Genomic DNA, 22,533 nt, shown 5'->3' with positions numbered 1-22,533 from the left:
TTAAGATAATAATATTTTTTATCAGAAAAAACTGCTCATTCAAATTCAACGATGGTAATTCCCTCTCCTCCGCTTTCGATATTAGCAAAATAATAATTTTTAATCCCTTTATAGTTCTTAAGAATTGAATGCGCCAATTGTTTTAATGCTCCCGTTCCTTTTCCGTGCAGTATCTCAACTCTTTCCAGACCGTACATTAAAGAATCGTCAAGGAAACGAATAATTTCAAACTCAGCCTCATCGGAACGCATACCTCTTATATCGAGTCGATATTTAACGTGGTCGTAATCAGTAATTACTCTCTTTTTTTCGTAGTCTTTAAAATCTGACTTATTAGCCGGAACCAGTGAGCTATATTTTGCTTTGATTTTTAATGTGCCAATTGTTATTAATGCTTTATCTTTTTCGACATCAATTTCATCCAGTACTCCTACAGAAGTAGTTCCTTTGATAGAGACGAAATCGCCCACATTTAATTTATAATCTGATTTATCTTCGCTTTTTGATTTTTCGAGATAACTTTGAGTTTTCTTTTTTATTGTTTCTATTTCACTTTTTTCTTTCTTAATAACTTCTTTGTTAGCATTCGATTGGATGATATTCTTAATGGTATTTTCGATTTTCCTGTTAACGTCGGACAACAAGAGATTAGCTTTTTTATGAGCTTCTTCGAGTATTTCTTTTTTTTGCTTTTCTAACTTATTTATTTTTTCCTGATAAAGATTAGCAAGACTTTTGAGACGTAAATTCTCCAGTTCGAGATTATGATATTGATTTTTCAATTCATGTGATTTTTTTTCGATATCAATTAAAAATTCTTCTATCTTCGATTTGTCACTGTCAATGTATCGTTTGGAAAGCTCAATAAATTGTTCGTCGAAACCAATTCGACTTGCAATTTCGAATGCATAGCTTGAACCAGGCATCCCCTGATTAAATCGATATGTCGGTTTTAATTTCTCACTGTCGAATTCCATCGAACAATTTTGAAATTTGTCGAGTTGATTTGCAATCAATTTAAGAGAACCATGATGTGTCGTTGCTATAACAAGAGCACCTTTGTCCCGTAATGAAATCAAAATACCGGTAGCTATTGCCGCCCCTTCAACCGGATCAGTTCCAGTACCTACTTCATCAAGTAGTACAAGAGTTCTCTCATTTGCTTCCTCAAGTATCGACTTAATATTTGTTAGATGTGAACTAAATGTACTTAAATCGTCTTCAATCGATTGATAATCACCTATGTCCACAAGAACATTTTCAAAGAGATGCAGATTCGAATCGGGATGACACGGTATCGGGATTCCTGATTGAGCCATCAGTACCAGCAGACCGATTGTTTTGATTGCAACAGTTTTCCCTCCCGCATTTGGTCCAGTCAGTACAAGTACTTTCTGATTGGTTATTTTCAGATTCAAAGGAATTGCAGCTTCAAATCCAAGTTTCTTTAGCAAAATAGGATGCCTTGCATCTATCAATTCAAGTGGTTTATTTTCGTCGAATGTAGGGATAGAACCAATAATTTCGAGAGCATATTTTGCCCTTGCAAATAGAGTGTCTGCATTGGTGACAGCATTGTAAGTAATTAGTAGTTCTTCACTTTTAACAGCAATTTGTTTAGTAAGCACTAAAAGGATTTTTTCGATTTCTCTTTTTTCTGCAAATTTTAAAGAAAGGATATCGTTATTCAATTCGAGTATTTCAGCAGGTTCGATATAGACAGTTTGACCGGTGGATGATTCCGAATGAATAAAGCCTTTGATATGTCTTTTGTGCTCTGCTTTTACGGGTAGAACAATTCTGCCATCCCGTTGAGTAAAATATTCTTCCTGCACAAGGTATTCTTCACTCAATTTTTTCAGCAAACGATTAACAGTCTTTTGAAGCAATAACTCTTTTTCATGAATTTCGTTCCTGATCGATTTTAGAGTAGAACTTGCATTGTCTTTTACATCCCAATTTTCATCGAAAATTTTTTCGATGCTATTTTCGAACACCTTATCGATCATTAAATTATTTCTCAAGTTCTCCAGCGGCGTTTCGATTGGATCTTCGGGTTTCAAATAGCCTACCAGTTTTCTCGACATCTGTGCAAGACGATAAATTTCTCTTATTTCTTTCGACGAAAGGACAACTCCTTCAATTCTTGAACGGTATATTGAATCTGTCAGTTCAGGTAAATATTCGATGGGTGGAATATCTTTCCTGATTAGTAGATTGCGTGCATAGTTTATTTTATCTGTTTCTGAAATAATATGATTACGATCGCTCGAAGGTGATAGTTCCTTTATTTTCTTTTTACCAGCTTCAGTTTGACAATAATTAGCTATATAGTCTGTAATTTTACGGAATTCGAGTTTATCCAGTGTATCGTTTTTTACCATGTCAGTTATTTTTCAAAGTATCTGTTTTTTCAATAAAATCTTTAATTAAGTCGGTTGCGCTCGAACTTCTTTCCATGATGAAATTGATAAATCCCGGAATTATATTATACACGTGCTCATACATTAGAGAATCCTTACGTGTCTGTTTTTCGGGAAATCCTAATAAATCGAGGACCAGAAATAGCCCACTCAGAAATATAATTATCTGAAGAGTTCCTATTAAGCCACCTACAATTTGATTTATCAATTTATTGACTTTATCTGATGGATGGACAATCCTTTTTAAGATTGAAAAAAGAATGATTGTTGTCAAAAATATTAAAACGGCTGCTATTATTTTTGCGAAATATTCGTCGTCATTTAAAATTGGCGTTAGAACAACACCCAATTTATCCGAAAAATTGACAGTCAAAATTACAGCCGCAACAAGTCCTGTAATGCCTATAATTTTTCTGATGAGACCGTCTTTAAAACCAAGAATAAAACCGACTAATGCTATAACAATAATCAAATAGTCTAAGTAGTTCAATTATAACCTTGTCAATGTTGCAAAAACTTTTCGACCATTTCTTTAATCAATTTACCATCGGCTTTACCTTTAAGTGTTTTAGCCGCTACTGGCATTAATTTGGGGAAATCCTCTTTTGTAGAAACCCCTATGGTTTCAGCAATTTTTTTAATTTCTTCGAAAACCTCTTCAGGTGACAATTGTTTTGGGAGATAGCTTTCGATTATTTTCAACTCGGTTTCTTCTTTTTCAGCCAGTTCATTTCTGCCTGCGGCTTTATACTGTTCTACGGCTTCACGTCTTTTTTTTGCGGCGCTGGTAAGTAATTTAATTTCCTCCTCTTCATTTAGAGACTTACCGCTACCGCTTTTTTCAAATTCGAGTATCAATGCTCTAATCGAACGTATTGTTTCGAGGCGAATCTTGTCGCCCGATTTCATAGCCTCTTTAAGGTCATTATTGATTTTATCTTTCAGACTCATTGATTTACCTCACCTAAATTCAAAAAAAAAGGCAGGTTATTAAGAAAACAACCTGCCTTAGAAATTATAAATTGTGCAACTATATTTTGAGCAATGTCGAGTAATTAATTCTGAGACAAGAAGCTTTTCTCAATTCCTGTTGAATGTCGGTTACAATACCCATATCAGAATTCTTATCAATTCGCAAAGAGACAATTACGTTAGGCATTGCAAGGCGTTTATTATACATAATACCTTCAATTTCTTCCAGTTTTGTGATACTATCGTTGAGCTGTATTCTGCCGTCGTTACCAACCCAGATATACGAAACAAGCCTCTTATTTTCAATTTTCTCGATGGCTTTTGCTTCTGGTAGTTTAAAACTTACCAGAACGTCTACTTCTCGAAGAGTAGTGGTAACCATGAAGAATAAAAGAAGCATAAAGACAATATCGGGCAGCGAGGCAGTCGGTATCGATTGTTTTGTATTCGCTCTTTTTTTCTGAAATTTCATCTTTTTCCTCAATTATTTTTTTACAGATTCCGGTTCAGCTAAACTTATAATTATCGGAATTTTTTCTTTAATTTCTTTCATTTCTTCACTGCGTTCGTCCAGGTCAATAATTCTTTTACCAAATTTAGAGCGTGCGTATTCCTCGCGCACCTGGAAATAAGCGTCTTTAATCTGATCCAATGCCTGTATGTAAAGGTTATAATTGGTTTTTCTATCCGTCTTTACGGAAACAACAAGTTTCTTATTTGAAGGCAAATTAATTTTTTCTTCGATTCTCGGTTTAAGAGTTTTTGCAATCTGCGGAATAGCAATAATTTCGTTATTAAGAAGGACGTCGCCGTTTTCGTTTATCAGCACTGCGGCCAGACGATCCTTAGAAATTGGTACAAACTCTTGTTGTTCTGGTGGAATATATTCCGGTAGTACTAAACCGATACCTGTATCGACGTCGATAACTGTGGAGACAAGGAAGAATAATAGCAAGAGGAACGAAATGTCCGCCATCGAACTTGTAGGTATTTCGGCATCGGAAAGTTTACGTTTTTTTATCTTGACCATTTTAAAATACTCGTTTTAATTAGCTTTTCTTGGTTTTCAATTCGTATAAAGCATCAATAAGTTCAATAGAACTTTCTTCCATATCAGCTACCAAACGGTCTATACGGGAGACGAAGTAATTGTAGAGAACCTGAAGGATCATAGCAACAACTAGACCAAAAAGTGTTGTTAAAAGAGCTACTGAGATACCACCGGCAACGATACTCGGTGAAATTTGAGCTGCTTCTTTAATAGCGTCAAATGCCTGAATCATACCCTGTACAGTACCGGTGAACCCAAGCATCGGAGCAAGTGCAATAAAGGTTGAAATCCAGATCATACCTTTTTCGAGGAATCCCATTTCGATTGCACCGTAAGCCATAATAGCTTTTTCTGCAGCGTCGAGACCCTCGTCGGCTCTCAATAAACCAGCGTGAAATACTGAGGCAATGGAACCTCTTGTGTTTTCACATAATTTTATTGCTTCGGGTACACCACCCTTTTGAAGAGCTTCTTTAACTTGAACAATAAATTTTTTAGTGCTTATTGTAGCACGTGATAATGTCCAGAATCTTTCAATTGAGAAGCCCAATCCAATTACCAAGCATCCAAGTATGGGCCACATGAAAAAGCCGCCTTCTATGAACTTTTGTTGCAAATATCCGATAAGGCCCGGTTCTTCTACTTGAGCTAAAATTCCAGTAATAAAGCCTGTAATCTCTGCGAGTTGCATATGGAAAAACCTCCGATTATTTTTTTATTTTTTTAATTAATTCAAAAAAAACTTATTATTCTTGAAAAATGAGTAACGAACATTAAATAAATGAGTCAAAAAAGTCAATAAATAATTTTTATACCTCACTAAATTAAGAATTTTTTAATGATTCTGAAAAGAAAATAATGTTGCCTGTAAATATTTTTTTGCTTTCGAAGATATTTTCTACAACTATACACAATTCTTTTAGTGGTATCAATTTATTTTTATCATCAATCCATTGCCTGTTCGATTCGGTATCCAGTATATAAGGGGCAATTGCATTCGCATTGAGATTAATAGATTTCCCTTCTTCAGCCAGTGTTTTAACGAAATAATTAAGAGCATTTTTCGATGTCCCATAAGCTGCAATACCTGCTTCGTTCGAAAGTGAAGTAAATGCGCTCGTAAAACAAATCGACCCTCCTTTTGAGGATGCTACCAGTCTCATAAATTCTCTTGCGATTAAAAATGAAGTGTTCAGATTTATATCAATCAACTTTTTCCATTCTTCGTACGGCGTCTCGTCAATTCTTTTACCTCCCCAGTATGTACCAATTGTATCGAATAGATAATAATAAGAATCGCTATCTCTTCGAATTTTATTGAATGCCTCAATTACTTTTGATTCGTCAGCTAAATCTCCCACGATGATATTCTCACATTTTTTTTCGGTTGACGGAAGTTCTAATTTTTTTCTGGAGAAGAAATAATAATAATCGTATTCACAATTGAGAAAATAACTAATGGCTTCCTGCCCCAGTTTTCCGGAGGCGCCAAATAATAAAAATATTTTATTCATTACTTTTTTTCTTTGATTAAATAAAATTTTGCCGCTACTGGAAAATGATCGCTGAAACCACCAAAATATCTATTTCCTGCAAATGTTCTCAACGGCGCTCCTTTATAATCCCCTTCCTGCTGTACCATATATTCCGGACGCACAATTTCAAAACTATTTGTAACATAATCCAATCCTCTGTTGTCAACGAGCGCTTTTGAAATTATAATCTGATCAATCATATTCCAGTCTTTACGGTAATAATATGTACCTTCCCCGTTTTTAAATTTTTCGTATGCTGTGTTAATTAAGTCGTTGTAATTTTCAATATTATGCGCTTTCAAAATTTTTGTAATGGATTCGTTGTCGGGCTCGTCATTAAAATCGCCAAGAATTATAATATTCGAATCCTTGTTTAGATTCATTAGACTATCGACAACATTTCTTACAGTTCTGGCAGCAGCCAATCGATTTGGTTCTTCAGATTTTTCTCTTCCACCGCCCCTTGAAGGCCAGTGATTACCCAATAGATAAATTTTTTCTTTGCTCTTTTTATGCATTAACTCAACTAACATAATATAACGCGTCTTATCACCCTCAGGAAGTTTAACAGAAAACGTATCGACATTCAAAACTGAGAAGATACTTCTATCGTATATAACTGTAACGTCAATTCCCCTTTCGTCGGGAGAATCTCTGTAAGCTATAACGTAATCTCTGTAATTAAGCCGGTAAACAAGCCTTTTAGCCACCCATATATTTTCTACTTCCTGTAGACATAAAATATCGGGACCACAGCCGTCGTTCATGTAATTGATTACTCGTTCAAGATTTTCCAGTTTTTGTTCGAGTCTCTCGTCCGTCCATTGTTTTGAACCTTCGGGTGTAAATTCATCGTCGTTTTTTAAGGGATTATCTTCCGTGTCGAATAAATTTTCTACGTTCCAGCTTGCTACATATAGAGTATCCTCGCTCATTTCCAGGCCATTGGAGAACACTCGGGTCTGAATTAAAATTAAGAATAGAGATATTATTGATTTGTATTTCATAATGTGTTCGCTAATTCATATTTTCGGAAGTGAATATAACATTTTAGGGCGATAAATGGGTAAAAAAAAATTTGTTATTATCGACGCTATGTCGCTGGCATATAAAGGTTATTACGCTTTCATTACGAGACCTTTGTATACCAGTAAAGGTGAACCGACTTCGGCGGTCTACGGTTTTTTAAGCCAATTATTTAAAATATTGGAAGATACTAAACCCGATTATGCAGCAATAGCATTCGACTCAAAAGAAAAAAACTTCCGCCACGAAAAATATGAGAATTATAAATCGTCACGCGAAGAAATGCCTGAAGAGATGATTCCGCAAATAGCAAGAATTAAAGAGATAATAGAAGCGTTTAATATACCAATCTATATTTTACCTGGTTACGAAGCCGATGACCTAATAGGAACTGCAGTTAAAAAAGCCGCTGAAGCTGGGTTGATTGCATACGCAATCACACCAGATAAGGATTACATACAATTGATCGGTGATAACATTAAAATCATAAAACCAGGAAAATCGACGGATGAAATTGTAATTTTCGACGAAAAGAAAGTAGAAGAAGAATACGGTATAAAACCTTCACAAATGATCGACTATCTTGCGCTTGTGGGCGATAGTTCGGATGATATCCCCGGAGTTGCAGGCATCGGTCCAAAAACTGCAGCGCCCTTAATTCAAAAATATGGCTCAATAGAAAAGATTTACGAAAATCTCGATAAAATTGAGAAACAATCGGTCGTTAAAAAATTAATCGAGAACAAAGAAAATGCATTTTTGTCGAAAGAACTTGCGACGATTAAAACTGACGTGCCATTCAATTTCAACCTCGAGGAAGCAAAATTTACTAAACCAGACTTCAATAAACTGATGAAAATATTCGGAGAACTTGAATTCAGGTCGTTTGCCGACAAATTAAAAAAAATTTATGCCGGCGAAAACGATGCTCTGGAGCCACTGGAAGATGACGGAATGAAGCTTTCCCCAAATGATTACAGTTCTTTCGATAAGTCGAAGATTAATTATAAACTAATTTCTACCGAAAAAGATGCCGTAGAATTTGCAAAGAAACTATCAAATGCCGAACTACTTGTATTTGATACTGAAACGGATTCACTCGATATATTCAATGTAAATCTTGCAGGTGTTTCTTTTTCACTTAAACCAAACGAAGCCTGGTTTGTGGCTGTTAATCCCGAACGAACAAAGGAAGAATTGTTTACCTCCGAATTGACCGACCGTTTACCGATAAAGAAATTTATCGAGATTTTTAAGCCTGTTTTAGAAAACGAAAAGATCAAAAAAGTTTGCCAGAACGGTAAATATGACATTGCCGTTATGAGAACTTATGGTATAGAAGTAAAGAATTTTTACTTTGATACCATGTTAGCAAGTTACGTTATTGACCCCGATCAGAAGCATGGAATGGACGAACTATCGGCAAAGTATCTGAAATACAAACCAATTCCATTGATCGAATTAATTGGTTCGAAAAAAACACCAGAAAAAATATTTGAAGTAGATTTGAACAAACTTGCAGAATATTCGTGCGAAGACGCCGACATTACTTTTCGACTCTACAAGATTCTCGACGAAATTTTAAAGAAAGAAAAGCTTGAGAAAGTCGCTTATGAAATCGAATTCCCACTGGTACCAGTACTGGAAGATATGGAACGCACGGGTGTTAAGATCGACGTCGAGAGTTTGAAAGAATTCAGTAAAGAACTCGAAATTAAATTAGAATTAATTTCAAAAGAAATATATGCTTACTCGGAAGAAGAATTCAACATAAACTCTACGCAACAGCTTCAGAAAGTTTTATTCGACAAATTGAAATTGCCTCAAACTAGCAAAACAAAAACCGGATATTCTACCGATGCAAAATCTCTTGAATCTTTACGCGGAGCTCACCCTGTAATTGATTTGATTCTGGAATATAGACAAATTGCTAAACTGAAATCGACATATGCAGATGCCCTTCCAACTCTGATCAATCCGAAAACTGGTAAAATTCATACCACATACAATCAAACTGTAGTATCAACTGGCAGACTATCGAGCAACGATCCAAACTTGCAAAATATACCAATCAGAACAGAACTCGGAAAAGAAATCCGAAAAGCATTTATTCCTTCCGACAAAAATAATATTATTTTGAGCGCTGACTACAGTCAGATCGAACTAAGGATAATGGCAAGCATATCAGGCGACGAAAATTTAATTGCGGCTTTCGAAAAAGGCGAGGATATTCACCGCCGCACTGCAGCAATGGTTTTCAAAGTCGACCCCGATGACGTTACACCTGACATGCGCCGTAAAGCTAAAGAAGTAAATTTTGGAATCCTTTACGGTTTGGGTCCATTCGGTTTGAAAAATCGACTGGGTATTTCGCAGTCGCATGCGAAAGAAATTTTTGACAATTATTTTAATTCTTTCACCAAGGTTAAAAAATTCATGGACGAATCGATTGAAAAAGCACGCCAAAATGGGTACGCAGAAACTCTAACAGGCCGAAGAAGATACCTTAAAAATATCAACAGCAAAAACAGAACAATAAGACAATTTGAAGAACGTGTTGCTATCAATATGCCAATTCAAGGTACGGCTGCAGATATGATTAAGCTAGCAATGATAAAAATCTTCAACGAATTAAATAAAAGAAAATCAAAAACTAAAATGATATTACAGGTTCACGACGAACTTGTATTTGATATGCCTCAAAAAGAATTAAGCGAATTAAAGCCGGTAATAAAAAATTTAATGGAAACTGCAATGCCTCTTAATGTCCCAATTGTTGTGGATATTGGAACTGGCTCCAACTGGCTGGATGCTCATTAATCTTCGGTAAGTAACTTGTAAAACAGATAACCAAAATTAATCTGCAACAGACCGAATGCAATTCCACTGTAGATATCGTACCGGTTTACTTTTTCATATAGTTCATTGTCGCCTGAACGAAGATAGTCTTCATAAATACTATCGGCTCTTAGTTTGAAATAAGCAGCAATACCTCCAAGCAGCAGAGATGATGCCATAAGCAATTTGAAGTTGGTTGAACTAGAAAATCTGGCTTTTTGCCTTTCTGGCAAAACTTCTAAATTTACATTCAACTTGTCTTTTACTCCACTATATTTACACTCAATACCATTTCGTGAAACCGAAACCACATCTTCGTCAAAACAAAAAATTCGTAGTGGCGTATAGCCTTTAAATTTATTGTTGACTCGAACAATAGCATCATTAGGTTTTGAGTTAATCACAGCCACTGAAGGTAATTGATAATTAAATGTTTGGGACGAAGATTCGTCTACAATAATTGTATCGACAATCATCATCCCATTCCAGATAAGAGGAGATTCAAATATCAAGATCGTATGTTTTCCTCTATTTAACTTAACCGAAATAGTATCATAACCGACAAACTGATTATCAACAAAAATAGACACCCCAGGACTTTCCGAAATGATCTTAATTTCGTAGAATTCTTGTTGTGCGCTTGCATTAATGACAACAATCAAAAGAAAAACTAATCTCGTAAGCATTTCAACCGTCTCACTTATAATTATAAATATAAATTGTCCCCCTATCGGCGCCTGTAATAATATAATTTCCGTAACATATTGGACTAAGTTTAACCCGTCCGTCATAATTAATTATCTTTTGTATTTTACCTGAAGCGACGTCAATCAAGTATAATTTTTTGTTAAGGTCTGGCTGAAGTAAAATATTTCTGGTTAAAAAGGGAGTAGAATTGATTAGTCCGTTTGTTTTAACTGACCATTTTAACTTACCGTCTATTTTTTCGAAGGCATTAATAATCCCTTTCAGATTTCCTGTAATTACCAAAGAATCGTTTTGGACAGGGAAGTTGATAATTTTAGCACCCGTATAAACTTTCCACAGAAGTTTTTTATGCAAATAATTATAAGCATAAAAATTGCCGATGGCATCCCCGAAATATGCAACATGATTCTCAATTGTAGAACCGGAAGTAATAGATGTATCTGCATCAAAAGAATCGATAATCTTTCTCTGTTCCAAAGAAAAAATAATAAATTTGCCTTCGTTTGTGCCCCACGCAAGAATATTCCCATCCGATGCAGGATGCGAGTTTTGTTCGTGTCTTGTATTGTACGTCCATTCTGGATACCCTGCAGTATTGAAACTGTAAACTGCACCCTTCTTATCAACTGCTATAATTTGATCTTTCAGGAGTAGTAATTCGCTGTTTATGGTAGCGTCTAAATCGTACCGATTAATTTCTTTACCGTCAAAATAGTCAAAGGAAACGAATGTTGAATATGGTTTATTCCTATTATTAACCGCAAAATAAATTCTTCTTCCGATCAGGATGGGGGCAAGTAAAATTTCACCGTCATATTTTTTATAGCCGTACGATTTCCCTGAATTAATATCGAATGCATAAATTCTACCTGAGAGATCGCCAGTAAAGATCAATCCGTTAAGTGCAACCACCGAAGTGTATGCATGGCTCCCTTTTAATTCGAGCTTGTTAATTAGTTCCAGTGAATCGGAAATATTTATATTAGAATAAAATTTTCTTTCCGAAATTTCACCAAACATAGCATATCCCTTTTCGTCAAGCTGTCGAAAATCAACAAGCAGATTGACGGTGCACGAGTAGAGCAGAAGAAATGAAGTTATGATTATTAAACAGTTTTTCAAAAATCCCACCCGAAGAAAAATTGATAAAATAATTTCTTCTGAAATCGTGAAAAATTATCTTCTATTTTTTTACCAATGTCGTATCGAAGAGTAACAACGTTGAAGAGATTGAGTCTGAAACCAAAGCCCAGACTGCCGAGAGTTTCTTTATATTTCGTATCCCATGCGGCACCCGAGTCGAAAAAGAGGGCACCACGCAAGTTGGCAAAGCTAAGACCAAAGAACGGAAATTTTATATAAATTCTGTCAATAAGTGGAAAGCGAAGTTCAAGAGATGAAAGCCACAATTTTTCGCCTCTTATCGACCATCTTGGCCAGCCTCGCAAGTCCCAGCTTCCACCTGCAAAATAGCGACGTGCTTCTTTGCCATGATTAATGAAAATTGCTCCTCTTAATGCTACAGCACTTGCGTATCCAATTCTGAAATATTTTCGATAGTCCGCAATAACTGAATAATAATTGAGATTACTGAATTTAATATCGCTTATATATCCAAAGAGTAATCTGAACCTTGTACCGTCAATTGGACCTGTTGACGCCCAGAGCGAATTATCGTGCACAAAGGAGAGAGTATTCGACATCAATAATGCTTTTCGCGATGAAAATTCTCCAAAAAGTTCTTTGTCAGAGTTGGCAATACTAACACTGAGTTCGATTCGTTTAAATGCAGAAAATGGATAATGGACTTCTGCAAATCCGCCATAAACTCTCTCATAAAAAAATTCTTCCGATTCTCGTATGTCGTATCTCCTGCCGGCAAAATGGAATATGCCGTATCCGTAGTTCCCTCTCTTTTGAAGATTAATCCTGCTGAGAGCAATATTGAAATTATCGAGTATTTCACTCTGTATCTCAGCACTATTGTAAAAGTAGAAGATAAAACGGTCGTCACCCAAAAGATCGCTAATGGCAAAGAGTGCTCCACCTCTCGAACCATAAATTGGGTCGGTCGATAACTGTCCCACTGCATAATCAAGAGTATATTCTCTCTCGTATTTTAAACGATCGTGTTCTTTCATTAAAGAAATTCCGTCTATACTCCATGCGGGTTTAATTTTTTTAAAATCAGATTCAACCTGAGTATTAATCACAAACTTTGAGATATCGAGTTCAAAAAACTGAAAAGAGAGCTTTTCAAATGCAGAAGTGATAAGTGTAGTATCGTCGACAAAATCAAAGCTGTAAACGCTGGTTACAAATTTTGTTATTTGTTCTACTTCTTTGGAATCCCGTTCGAAATTATCGATGCGCCAGATGTTATAAACACCGTCGTAGTCGCAATTAAAATAGATGGTTTTATGGTCAGGAGAAAAACGCGGGAATCTAATATTGGCATTGATATTTGTTATGTAAGAAATAGTATATCTACTTAAATCGAGTTCAAAAAGGTTGAATTTTTGGGCATATTCTCCTGAAGTTCTATCAGAACAAAATATAATTTTACCTTCCCCGTTGAATATTGGGTCGACGTCGGCATAGTAATCATTCGTCAGACGGATTAAAGTGTCTCGTTCAAATTCATACATGTAAATGTCGACGTAAGCTTTCGTGTCGGTTGCAGAAAAGAGTAATTTTTTTCCGTCCTGTGAAAATTTCGGCGAACGTATTGAAATTAGATTATCGAATCGCAGAGTTTTAACTTTTTCTTCAGCTATTACAGAATAAATATGAATAACGTCTCTTTCATTCGATTTGGTAATAAACGCCAGCAAGCCGTTCGTTGAAAGGTCGAGTGTATTATCGAGAAGATGAAAACTTTCGTATTCTGGTTCCTTTTCTCCTTCAATTATTACCTTAGATTTTGGTTTGTTCTTATCGCTGTAATTCATCTTAAAGACAGAAGAATATCCGTTATGATTCCCGATGAAATAAATTTCTCTCTTTCCGTTTCTATTAAAAATCCTCGGATTAAAATTCAGACCCGTTTCAGTCAACTTACGAGCGCCGATAAAATGAGGATAATTACTGTCATAGATCGGATAATATTTTTTTTTGAGAGAATATTCCCACCTGTCACCAATTTCTTTAAGGTTAGAACCGAGCGAAAATTGAAGATTATCTTCGAAAGAATTAAACCGCCACATGTTTTCAATAATATCAAGGATTTTATTTTCTCCGAATTCAGATGATATAAATTCCAGTAAGCTTTGCCCTTCTTTGTAAATTATGTATCCTGCCGCGTTTGAAAGGTCATCTAAAGGAATAAAGAAATTATTCAGCACAAAATCCCTCATAACCATTTCACCTTGAGCATCCCATTCGTACGACCAGTATTCAGCAAGTCCTTCTACAAACCAGAGAGGTGGCATTCTGCTGGTTTCAATTCTGTGGTCTCTGAGAAGATTAAAAATTTTATTCGTCATAAAAACATGAACCAGTTCATGTTTAATTACATGCCGAAAATCTTTTAATGAACCAGGATACGGAATTACTACTCTTCCTTTTAAGAATTCAAAAAAACCTCCCACACCTTCAGGAATAAAATTGGGGATGGTATTTGTCTGCTGGAAATGAATATGCGAGTTATAAAAAATAAGCGGTATTCTAAATGTAACGTAATGATTGAATTTTATTTTAAGTTCTTCGAATGCTTCTTCGGCAAAGCGGGCGCCTATTTCAGCTACCTGCTCAAAATTATCGTAGTAATAGATATTAAAATGCTCTGTTTTAATAACTTTCCATTCGAATGATTCATACTGAACTTTATTTCGACCGAAGAAGTAAAATTGGGCGGAAATTAATTGCGGCATAATTAAAAGCAGCAAAAAATATTTCCGCCCTTTTAATATCAAAGCCGTGCCTTGAGATAATTTATATTGTCGATGGTTGTTGGGTCGAATCCTCTGATGATAGCATAATAATAAGTAGCCCAGTCACTCAGGAATATCAGATCGACCAGACGTAATTTGGCATTTTTTTCCTCGCTTTTCAAGTCGATAATTTCGCAACCTGTTTTGCGAATTACTTCCGAAGTAATTTCAAGACGTTTTTTAACCTGCGGATGATATTCATCATCCCAGATATTAATCAATTTAATTTTCATTTCTTGATAATTGTATCCCTCCCACCCCATAATTTCATTGTGGTCGAGTTCGGGGAAATAGGCAAAGAAAGCATGTTGTTTGGAGTTTTCATTGAATTGACCTTTAAAGCGGGTGCCGACAACCGACGTATAGTCGGACACAGAATAGATCAATGGCACATAACCCAAAAGGCTCTCAGCCAGACTTAGAGCTCTGTTGTCTGGCTTGGCATATTCATCACCTCTTTTCTTGAGCAGTTCTATACTATCTTTAACATTTTGATTCTGGTCGGGTACTAACCTAAGATTATTAAATACATTCAACACTGTAAAGAAATTAATCCAGAGCGCAAATCGAGGTTGATAACCTGGTAAAAGTTTACCAACTGGTATATTGTGTTTAGCCGCAATTCCTTCCATTTTACCGCCTGTAGTTACGCATACAATCTGGCACTTCTTTTCGATAGCCTGATTTAATGCAGATAGGGTTTCTTCGGTATTTCCCGAATATGAAGAGGCAATGACAAGAGTCTCTTCATTAACATAAGGTGGCAATTCGTAATTTCGATTAACAGTATAAGGATATTTCAATTCAGTGCGGAAAAAATTCTGTATCAATTCTCCACCGATAGCCGAACCGCCCAATCCAGTTAGAATGATATTTTTAATTTTTGTAGTATCGATTGATGAAAGATCGATTTTGAGATTCCAGGCATATTCAACCTGTTTATAAGAATCTTGAAGAACCTGAAACTGATTAGCCTTGTCATATCTGGCTATTAATTCACTGATATTACTCATTCTTTACCTCAATATAAGTTTTTAATTTGGTCTGAAATTTTTTCGTTAAAGAATTTATGGAGTTTATTATTAATTTCGTCTTCGTTTTTGAGATTCAAACATTCATCGGCAAGTTGTTTTAGTTCGGAATAGTTCAGAGAACGGAGTATTTTCTTGTGTAGCGGTATACCTGCAGCCGAAATACTTAAAGATTCGAGCCCGAGACCGACAAGCAAAGGCAGTGCAAATGGGTCTGCTGCCATTTCCCCGCACATACTTACAGGCAAAGATTTTTTACCGGCTTCGTTTATGATATGTTTAATTGTTCTTATTACTGCGGGATGAAATTCCTGATATTGAGTAGAAACAATTTCATTACCCCTGTCGACTGCAAGCAAATATTGAATCAAATCGTTAGTGCCGATACTAATGAAATCAACTATTTCAGCAAAATCGGAAGTCAACACCGCTGCCGAAGGAACTTCAATCATAATTCCAACCAGAATACCATTGTCGAAAGGAATATGCTCTTCAAGTAATTCTTTTTTACATTCCTCGATTATTTTTTTAGCTGCGATGACTTCTGAAAGTGAGTTAATCATCGGCAGCATAAACCAGACGTTTTTGTGCTTACTGGCTTTTAGAACTGCACGTATTTGAGTCTTAAAAAGGTTCGGATTGTCGAGCAATAAACGGATACCGCGCCAGCCAAGCATCGGATTTGGTTCATGAAGATCGACTGGTAAAACTTTATCGCCGCCAATGTCAAAAGCTCTTATAATCACAGGCTTGGGATAAATACTCTCCGATATTTTATTGTAAACTTCATATTGCTGGTCTTCGTCTGGAAATACTTCGTACTCCTCAAACAATTGCTCTGTTCTAACCAATCCTATACCATCGGCGCAGTTATGAACTATAAAACTCATCTCTTCGGATATATCGAGATTTGCCATCAACTTAATTTCTTTACCGTCAAGTGTAACAGCAGGAAGTGACTTAATTTTTAATAACTCTTCGTCGTATTGACTAAGCTTATTAATTTTCTCTTTATACTCATTGATTAACTCATTCGAGGGATTTACAATTACTTCACCGTGGAATCCGTCGATAATCAAAAGATCGCCGTTTTGAATTAGATTAGTTGCCTCGTGTATTCCTACGACCGCGGGAATATTTAGCGATCTTGCAACAATTGCGGCGTGTGATGTTAATCCGCCAAAATCGGTTACATATCCTTTTACGTTCGACCTCGAAAGTAATACTGTGTCTGATGGCGATAGATTTGTTGTAACAACGATTACATCATTTGAAACTTTCGATTTCCATTTTTTCTTTTTGAGATTGCGGATGATTCTGTTTTTTATATCTTCAATATCGTGTGAACGCTCTTTCATATATGGCTCGTTCGAGGCGTTCATTATTTTGATATACTTCGAAATTTCATCCTCTACGATATATTCCGGCGACATCTTTTCATTTCTAATCCTCTCTTTGATTGTAGAAATTAAGATCGGATCGTCGAGAACCATCATTTGTGCCTCGAAAATCGCTGCACGTTTTTCCCCAATTTTATCGACGGCGAGATTGAAAATCTTTCGCATCTCTTTTTTCGACAACTCTAAAGCAGCATCGATATTTCCCAGTGCTTCTTCAATGTCTTCAATTTTTTCGGCACTTACCGATTCACTTTCTTTTGAGAAAAGATATGCCGGAGCAATTGAGATTCCCGGCGCGGCAGCAATTCCTTTCAATATGATTTGATTTTTTTCCATTTTACATCTCGTCAAATCCTCTGTTGAAAAAATCGATTATTTCTTTTGCGGCTTCTTCTTCGTCTTCGCCGTCAAAGATAAGCGTTATTTCCGAGCCTTTTTCAGCTGCCAGTGTCATTACACCTATAATACTTTTTCCGTTTATCTGCATACCGTCTTTAATCAGGTAAAAATCGCATTTATATTTTGAAGCCATTTTAACTATTGTAGCAGCCGGACGGGTATGAAGTCCAGCGTTGTTCACTATTTTAACTTTCTTTTCGATCATGTTTTATTTAGTTCTATTTATTAGAGAATTTGCCAGCAAATATAACATTTCGCTTCCTTCTTTATCAGGAAGCCCGTTTAATCCTTTGAGTGCCAACTTAATATACTTATTGATTTCCGTTTTTGCATCATCCAGCACTCCATATTTTTCGTAAATTTGTGTATAGGATTCAATTTCAGAAGATTCGATTCCGCAATTTTTAATTACATTTAGCAGTTTCTTTTTATCGCCTCCTCTGGCTTTCTCCAGTGCTTTTAGAAAAAGAAACGTTTTTTTACCTTCAATTAAATCACTACCTACTTTTTTTCCAAACTTTTTTTCATCGGCTATAATATCGAGCAGATCATCTTGAATTTGAAATGCCATTCCCAGATTTTTTCCGTAATTTTTCAAAATCCGCATTGCACTATCATCGGCTTTAGCAATTAAACCACCAATTGAAGTGCAAGCCGACAGTAAAGCCGCAGTTTTTTTCTGAATCATAAAACGATATTCCATCAGAGATACTTCCTTACGAGTTTCAAATTCTTTATCGAGACTCTGACCTTCGCATACGTCGATAATTCCCTGAGTAAAAGTTTCTATAATCTGTGTTGTATTATACTTACAATCTTTAAGCAGTAATTTAAAGGCAATTGCAATCAGATTGTCGCCAGCAAGAATGGCAGTGTTTGAATCAAACTTTTTATATAAAGAGGGGCGTCCGCGCCTGATGGGGGAATTGTCCATAATATCGTCGTGGACGAGTGTAAAATTATGTAAAATTTCGACAGCTAACGCCGCGTTGTAAGCTTCGTTAAAATTTCCACCAGCTGCTTTTACAGAAAATAAGAGTAAAATGGGACGCAACCTCTTACCGCCCGATTCGAGTGCGTATTTGCACGGTTCATAGAGCGAAAGAGGCTTCTTGTCGATAAATAAATTATCAATTCTTTTCTCGATTTTACTGAGCAATCGAGCGTATAGATATTCGTATTTAACCTTTTTCAATGAAATTCCGATTTATTGATTAATTTATTTTTCCTTAAATCTGACAATCTCCGGCTGCCGGTCAAGAACATAACTTTTTTAATATCTTCGAACAAACTCTTGATAAAATCGACTGCTGCTTCTTCGTTTTTATCAATAATTAATTTAAGTATCGGTTTGGCAGCCGCAGTAAAATCGGCACCAAGTGCATACGATTTGGCAAAATCGATGCTTTCTCTAAGTCCCCCCGAAGAAATAAGTACAAAATTATAATTTTTTTTCAACTTTTGAATCGTACGGAGGCAATAAGAGGTGGGGTTTCCCCAATGGCTTAAAAAGCTGTCGTTGCCACTTCGCATCAATTCAATTTTTGCCCAGTTAGTTCCGCCTGCCCCTGCTACGTCGATACCTTTTACACCTGCATTCAATAATTTTATGGCTGAATCCCGATCAATACCAGCTCCTACTTCTTTAACAATAATTGGTACTTTAACTTTCGTTGTAATTTTTTCAATTTTTTTGAGCAGTCCGGAAAAATTTGGTTCTCCTTCTGGTTGAAGCAATTCCTGCAAAGGATTTAAATGAATGATCATTGCATCGGCTTCGATTAAATCGATGAGATAATTGATGTCGTCAATGATATTTTTTGATTTTACAATTTGAGCTGCCCCTATATTTCCGAGTATTGGAATATTACCGCCGATTCTTCTGATCGATTTATACGATTCGTCGAATTTATTGTCCAGTAACGAGCGGCGCTGACTACCAACTCCAATTGGGATATTGAGCGTTTTTGCTACTTGTGCAAGTCGTTCGTTGATTTCATTCGATTCGGCTGCACCTCCGGTCATCGAAGAAATTAAAAACGGATAATTAACATTCTTCGAAAAAAACTTCGTACGAAAATCAATCTCACTGATAACGACTTCGGTGGCTGCATGATGAATGAATTGATAACATTCAAAACCGTTTGTAACCGAGTCGTAATCAGCTTCGTCGGAAAGTGATAATTTGATATGCTCACCTTTCCTGCCACTGATTATTTTCGATTCCTCGCTCAATTCAGTTTGCCTTCCTGATTTCCAATTGTACGACGAAATTTCCTGTGAATCGCTTCTTCGAAGCCGTAAAATCAAATAACGATATCTGGATATAACGTGGAATCGCATCCGTCAAACTGGAAAACATCGTACCTTTTACCTTGAAATCCTCGACATTATTCCAATCTTTGATGCTTTCATTCCATTGATTACTAAGACAATTCTTAATATCCCCGGTCAGCTTTAGATAAATTTTGTTTGCTTCCTGAATGCTGCTGCCTTCATAAAACTTTGCAATATAACTGCCGTCGTTTTCATCGATGAATGCTTCATTAGAACCTCTTAATTTCACAAATCCCGATCTTACGGATAGAGGCGCTTCAAGCAGTATAAAATTAGCTTTTGCGTGTTCTACAAGGAACGAAATTTGTGTACAAAAATCGGCATCGTCTTTCAGTTCTATTGAATTGGAAGCAGCGAAAGCATATTGTATCGTATAACGGCAATTTGTCTGATTTGAATCCGCAACAATTAAAAGCACCCACTCCCCTTCTTTGGGAATTTGAGCTGAAAGAATTTCTACAGTTCCTGCATTTGCCCGGGTTTGCTTAAATATTTTTCCTTCCGGATCAACAAAAATTAGTGAAAGCGAACCAGATTCTGGAAGTACAATAAAGCTTACAATTTCATTCTGATAAAATTCAATTTCATATCCGTCATATCTCCCAAGTCCGCTTTTGAATTTATCATTCGAATTTATTTCTCCGTTAATTACATTAAACTCCACTGAAAATTGTCCAAATACTGCATTTACAAACATGAATAACAAAGGAATAATTTTTTTCATTTTTTCCTCGATGTGGTTAAAAGTGACTCGCATCCAAATGATATAAATTCTTTTAGAAAAGGTATTTCTGGCAATTTAATTACAGGTAAACCAAAACGGAGGTTGTAAATAGGTCGAAATAAATAAAATTCTTTTACAATAAATTCTAAGCCGAAATCAAATACAAGTTTTTCGAGTTTCTTTACGGTACAACCCGTTGAATAATGAAGTTTAATTTCGTCTACGTAGTTAGGATTTTCTTTTAAAATTCTCGATACAAAACGAAGCAGGTTCGTGGGCAGAAGATGAAGGTAAGGAACAAATTTTAGAAAACTTTTTGCAATTTGCTGATGACCTGCAAACGGTGAATATTTTGGTGGAAAACTGATGAAAATAAATCCATTTTCATTGAGAAGACTTTTTAAATTACGAAATGCAGCTTCTTTATCGCGAATGTGTTCGATTACTTCCCTGATAATTATTAAATAGTACTTCTCGTTTAATTTTGCAGTCAATTCTGGATCTGTAATGTCGCCAACTAAAATGTCGAGTTCTGGATTCTTAGCCAAAGCTATGTCGGCTCTTTTTGCATCGATTTCAATACCGCGGCAACGAACGCCGTATTGTTTCATAACTGTAAGCAGTCCTCCTTCGGCGCATCCGACTTCGAGTAAATTCATCTTTTCGAAACCCGGAACGTATTTTTGCAAATAAGGAATTATGTATCTCCTGGTGTAATCGATTTGTTCGTAATAATGTTTTTCAGCCATAATTTTCAATTAATCAAGGGAAAAATATTTTGGACGGTAAAATACGCAAGATTTTTCAATTATAATAAGATTGCTTGAGGAATCCAATTGAATCCACATGATGTTTTACAAAGCTTAGTAAATGCTGAAGAATTATTTCGATCTAATATTTCTTTGAAGTGAAGATGTCGAAAAATTGAAAAACATCTTTGATATAATCATAACCGAAAATCCAGCATGTTTCAGAAACGTCCGAAAAATCGAGTCCTCCAGCAGCAACTGCATTATTTTTGTAACGATTTTCCTTCCCATTGTATTTATTTGCAATCTGCACAGCTAATTTCCAGATGCTCAAGATTTTTTCGTCTTTTATTAATTGATTCAAGTCGACTGCACGATTTATTACAAATCCGGGCGAGCCGTTTCCAACTATATTGCCGTCAGGTATTTTATGGTAAGAACATTGTTCTTTTACAAAATTAAGTTTATATGGTGTAGTAACGCTTTCATTCCAATCGCTGTGTTGCACAACATGAATACGATTTTTAATATCCACAGTCGAGTCGATATTCATAATATTTCGAATGAGAGAATAAGTAAAGTCCGATTGTCCAGCTTCGGCAATCCAGATATTTCCGCCATCTTTCAACGTGCCAATTACCAGATTAGTAACTTCATCTAAAGCACGATTAAAATTCGAGTGAGCATCAGACCAGTTTTTTCCAAAAGCTGCTTCGAATACTTCGTTCGCAGGAACGTACAATCCCTCTTGAATTCCGTATGCACCAGCAACAGCATGAAATTTTACTCCAACAAATCGAGGATCTGATAAAATTGTAGCCACACCTGCAATAGAGTGGATATCGTCGACGTCGGTCTTACAATCGAAATGTGCCAGATAAAGATCTTTATCTTTATTGAACTTTCCTATTCTCTCTCGCTCTTTTACCTGGTTCTTATACCCGACAAATAAAAGTCCTAAAATTAATACAAAGTAAATATTTTTTGAGTACATATCAGTTTCCCGTTCGTTTGATTTATAAAATAAGTGTCTAATTTATTTTAGTAAAGTTATTGATTTCAAGTCTTTGCTTTTTCTATAATGTAACAATTCCACTTATTTAATTTCATTTTGAGTTCAAGCATCTTTTTCTTGTTTGAATTTATTTATTATTACTGTTAAGCAGGACATTCTTAAATCGCTAAACCAGTCAAATAGGTCAAATCATACCGCATTGCTAAAATTTATTTTCAGCTCATCTACACATTTATTTTCAATTGATTCATCAAAATTCAGTATTAATATAAAATCATTTATTAAAATGAAAATAACCATTTAATAGATAAAAGCTCCATGTAATTTTTACGATTAATTAATAAATTTCGTAAAGTGTTACTTTACATTTAGCAATTTGTTTTCTACTTGCTA

20 protein-coding genes are annotated in these 22,533 nt (G+C 35.7%); 1 reads left to right on the top strand and 19 read right to left on the bottom strand.

Annotated features, from left to right (window positions below; genetic code table 11):
• Positions 1–35 precede the first annotated feature (35 nt).
• The 8 genes from ACSSV9_RS03605 to ACSSV9_RS03570 form a co-directional block, all read right to left on the bottom strand.
• The gene (locus ACSSV9_RS03605) at positions 36–2,384 is read right to left on the bottom strand and encodes an endonuclease MutS2 (protein ID WP_437345862.1); all 2,349 of its coding nucleotides are present in this window, start codon (positions 2,382–2,384) and stop codon (positions 36–38) included.
• 1 nt (position 2,385) lies between these two features.
• Positions 2,386–2,913, bottom strand: a complete 528-nt coding sequence (locus ACSSV9_RS03600; protein ID WP_437345861.1) for a CvpA family protein — start codon at positions 2,911–2,913, stop codon at positions 2,386–2,388.
• A gap of 11 nt (positions 2,914–2,924) precedes the next feature.
• Positions 2,925–3,374, bottom strand: a complete 450-nt coding sequence (locus ACSSV9_RS03595) for a GatB/YqeY domain-containing protein (RefSeq protein WP_437345860.1) — start codon at positions 3,372–3,374, stop codon at positions 2,925–2,927.
• 79 nt (positions 3,375–3,453) lie between these two features.
• The gene (locus ACSSV9_RS03590) at positions 3,454–3,867 is read right to left on the bottom strand and encodes an ExbD/TolR family protein (protein ID WP_437345859.1); all 414 of its coding nucleotides are present in this window, start codon (positions 3,865–3,867) and stop codon (positions 3,454–3,456) included.
• A gap of 12 nt (positions 3,868–3,879) precedes the next feature.
• Complete coding sequence (locus tag ACSSV9_RS03585; RefSeq protein WP_437345858.1) at positions 3,880–4,425, bottom strand: ExbD/TolR family protein; 546 nt, start codon at positions 4,423–4,425, stop codon at positions 3,880–3,882.
• Positions 4,426–4,444: 19 nt separating this feature from the next.
• Positions 4,445–5,137, bottom strand: coding sequence for a MotA/TolQ/ExbB proton channel family protein (locus ACSSV9_RS03580; protein ID WP_437345857.1), 693 nt, complete (start codon positions 5,135–5,137; stop codon positions 4,445–4,447).
• A 133-nt stretch (positions 5,138–5,270) separates the two neighbouring features.
• Positions 5,271–5,960, bottom strand: coding sequence for an SDR family NAD(P)-dependent oxidoreductase (locus tag ACSSV9_RS03575; protein WP_437345856.1), 690 nt, complete (start codon positions 5,958–5,960; stop codon positions 5,271–5,273).
• A complete protein-coding gene (locus tag ACSSV9_RS03570; RefSeq protein WP_437345855.1) occupies positions 5,960–6,988 on the bottom strand; it encodes an endonuclease/exonuclease/phosphatase family protein in 1,029 nt (342 codons plus the stop codon). The genes ACSSV9_RS03575 and ACSSV9_RS03570 overlap by 1 nt, the downstream gene beginning before the upstream one ends.
• Positions 6,989–7,043: 55 nt before the next feature.
• Here ACSSV9_RS03570 and polA point away from each other — a divergent pair, with 55 nt between their 5' ends.
• Entirely contained in the window at positions 7,044–9,827 is a 2,784-nt protein-coding gene (gene polA / locus ACSSV9_RS03565) for a DNA polymerase I (RefSeq protein WP_437345854.1), read from the top strand.
• On the opposite strand, the gene ACSSV9_RS03560 is transcribed toward polA, so the two are convergent.
• The 11 genes from ACSSV9_RS03560 to ACSSV9_RS03510 form a co-directional block, all read right to left on the bottom strand.
• Complete coding sequence (locus ACSSV9_RS03560; RefSeq protein ID WP_437345853.1) at positions 9,824–10,531, bottom strand: hypothetical protein; 708 nt, start codon at positions 10,529–10,531, stop codon at positions 9,824–9,826. The two genes, polA and ACSSV9_RS03560, sit on opposite strands and share 4 nt — an antisense overlap.
• A gap of 10 nt (positions 10,532–10,541) precedes the next feature.
• Positions 10,542–11,675: an outer membrane protein assembly factor BamB family protein gene (locus ACSSV9_RS03555; protein ID WP_437345852.1), complete on the bottom strand. Its 1,134-nt coding sequence runs from the start codon at positions 11,673–11,675 to the stop codon at positions 10,542–10,544.
• Positions 11,672–14,425, bottom strand: a complete 2,754-nt coding sequence (locus ACSSV9_RS03550; protein ID WP_437345851.1) for a TolB family protein — start codon at positions 14,423–14,425, stop codon at positions 11,672–11,674. Before ACSSV9_RS03550 ends, ACSSV9_RS03555 begins: the two co-directional genes overlap by 4 nt.
• A gap of 38 nt (positions 14,426–14,463) precedes the next feature.
• Complete coding sequence (locus ACSSV9_RS03545; RefSeq protein WP_437345850.1) at positions 14,464–15,498, bottom strand: bifunctional phosphoglucose/phosphomannose isomerase; 1,035 nt, start codon at positions 15,496–15,498, stop codon at positions 14,464–14,466.
• An 8-nt stretch (positions 15,499–15,506) separates the two neighbouring features.
• A complete protein-coding gene (ptsP, locus tag ACSSV9_RS03540; protein WP_437345849.1) occupies positions 15,507–17,252 on the bottom strand; it encodes a phosphoenolpyruvate--protein phosphotransferase in 1,746 nt (581 codons plus the stop codon).
• A 1-nt stretch (position 17,253) separates the two neighbouring features.
• A complete protein-coding gene (locus tag ACSSV9_RS03535; protein WP_437345848.1) occupies positions 17,254–17,520 on the bottom strand; it encodes an HPr family phosphocarrier protein in 267 nt (88 codons plus the stop codon).
• Positions 17,521–17,523: 3 nt separating this feature from the next.
• The gene (locus ACSSV9_RS03530; RefSeq protein WP_437345847.1) at positions 17,524–18,510 is read right to left on the bottom strand and encodes a polyprenyl synthetase family protein; all 987 of its coding nucleotides are present in this window, start codon (positions 18,508–18,510) and stop codon (positions 17,524–17,526) included.
• Positions 18,507–19,625: a type 2 isopentenyl-diphosphate Delta-isomerase gene (fni, locus tag ACSSV9_RS03525; protein ID WP_437345846.1), complete on the bottom strand. Its 1,119-nt coding sequence runs from the start codon at positions 19,623–19,625 to the stop codon at positions 18,507–18,509. Before fni ends, ACSSV9_RS03530 begins: the two co-directional genes overlap by 4 nt.
• On the bottom strand, positions 19,552–20,376 hold the full coding sequence (locus ACSSV9_RS03520; RefSeq protein WP_437345845.1) for a hypothetical protein: 825 nt from the start codon (positions 20,374–20,376) through the stop codon (positions 19,552–19,554). The genes fni and ACSSV9_RS03520 overlap by 74 nt, the downstream gene beginning before the upstream one ends.
• Positions 20,373–21,125, bottom strand: a complete 753-nt coding sequence (locus ACSSV9_RS03515; RefSeq protein WP_437345844.1) for a class I SAM-dependent methyltransferase — start codon at positions 21,123–21,125, stop codon at positions 20,373–20,375. The genes ACSSV9_RS03520 and ACSSV9_RS03515 overlap by 4 nt, the downstream gene beginning before the upstream one ends.
• Positions 21,126–21,267: 142 nt before the next feature.
• The gene (locus ACSSV9_RS03510) at positions 21,268–22,119 is read right to left on the bottom strand and encodes a hypothetical protein (protein ID WP_437345843.1); all 852 of its coding nucleotides are present in this window, start codon (positions 22,117–22,119) and stop codon (positions 21,268–21,270) included.
• Between the last annotated feature and the right edge of the window lie 414 nt (positions 22,120–22,533).

The sequence above is a fragment of the Melioribacter sulfuriphilus genome (genome assembly GCF_051488685.1).
GTDB lineage: Bacteria > Bacteroidota > Ignavibacteria > Ignavibacteriales > Melioribacteraceae > Melioribacter.
This window is presented reverse-complemented; position numbering and strand designations above follow the sequence as displayed.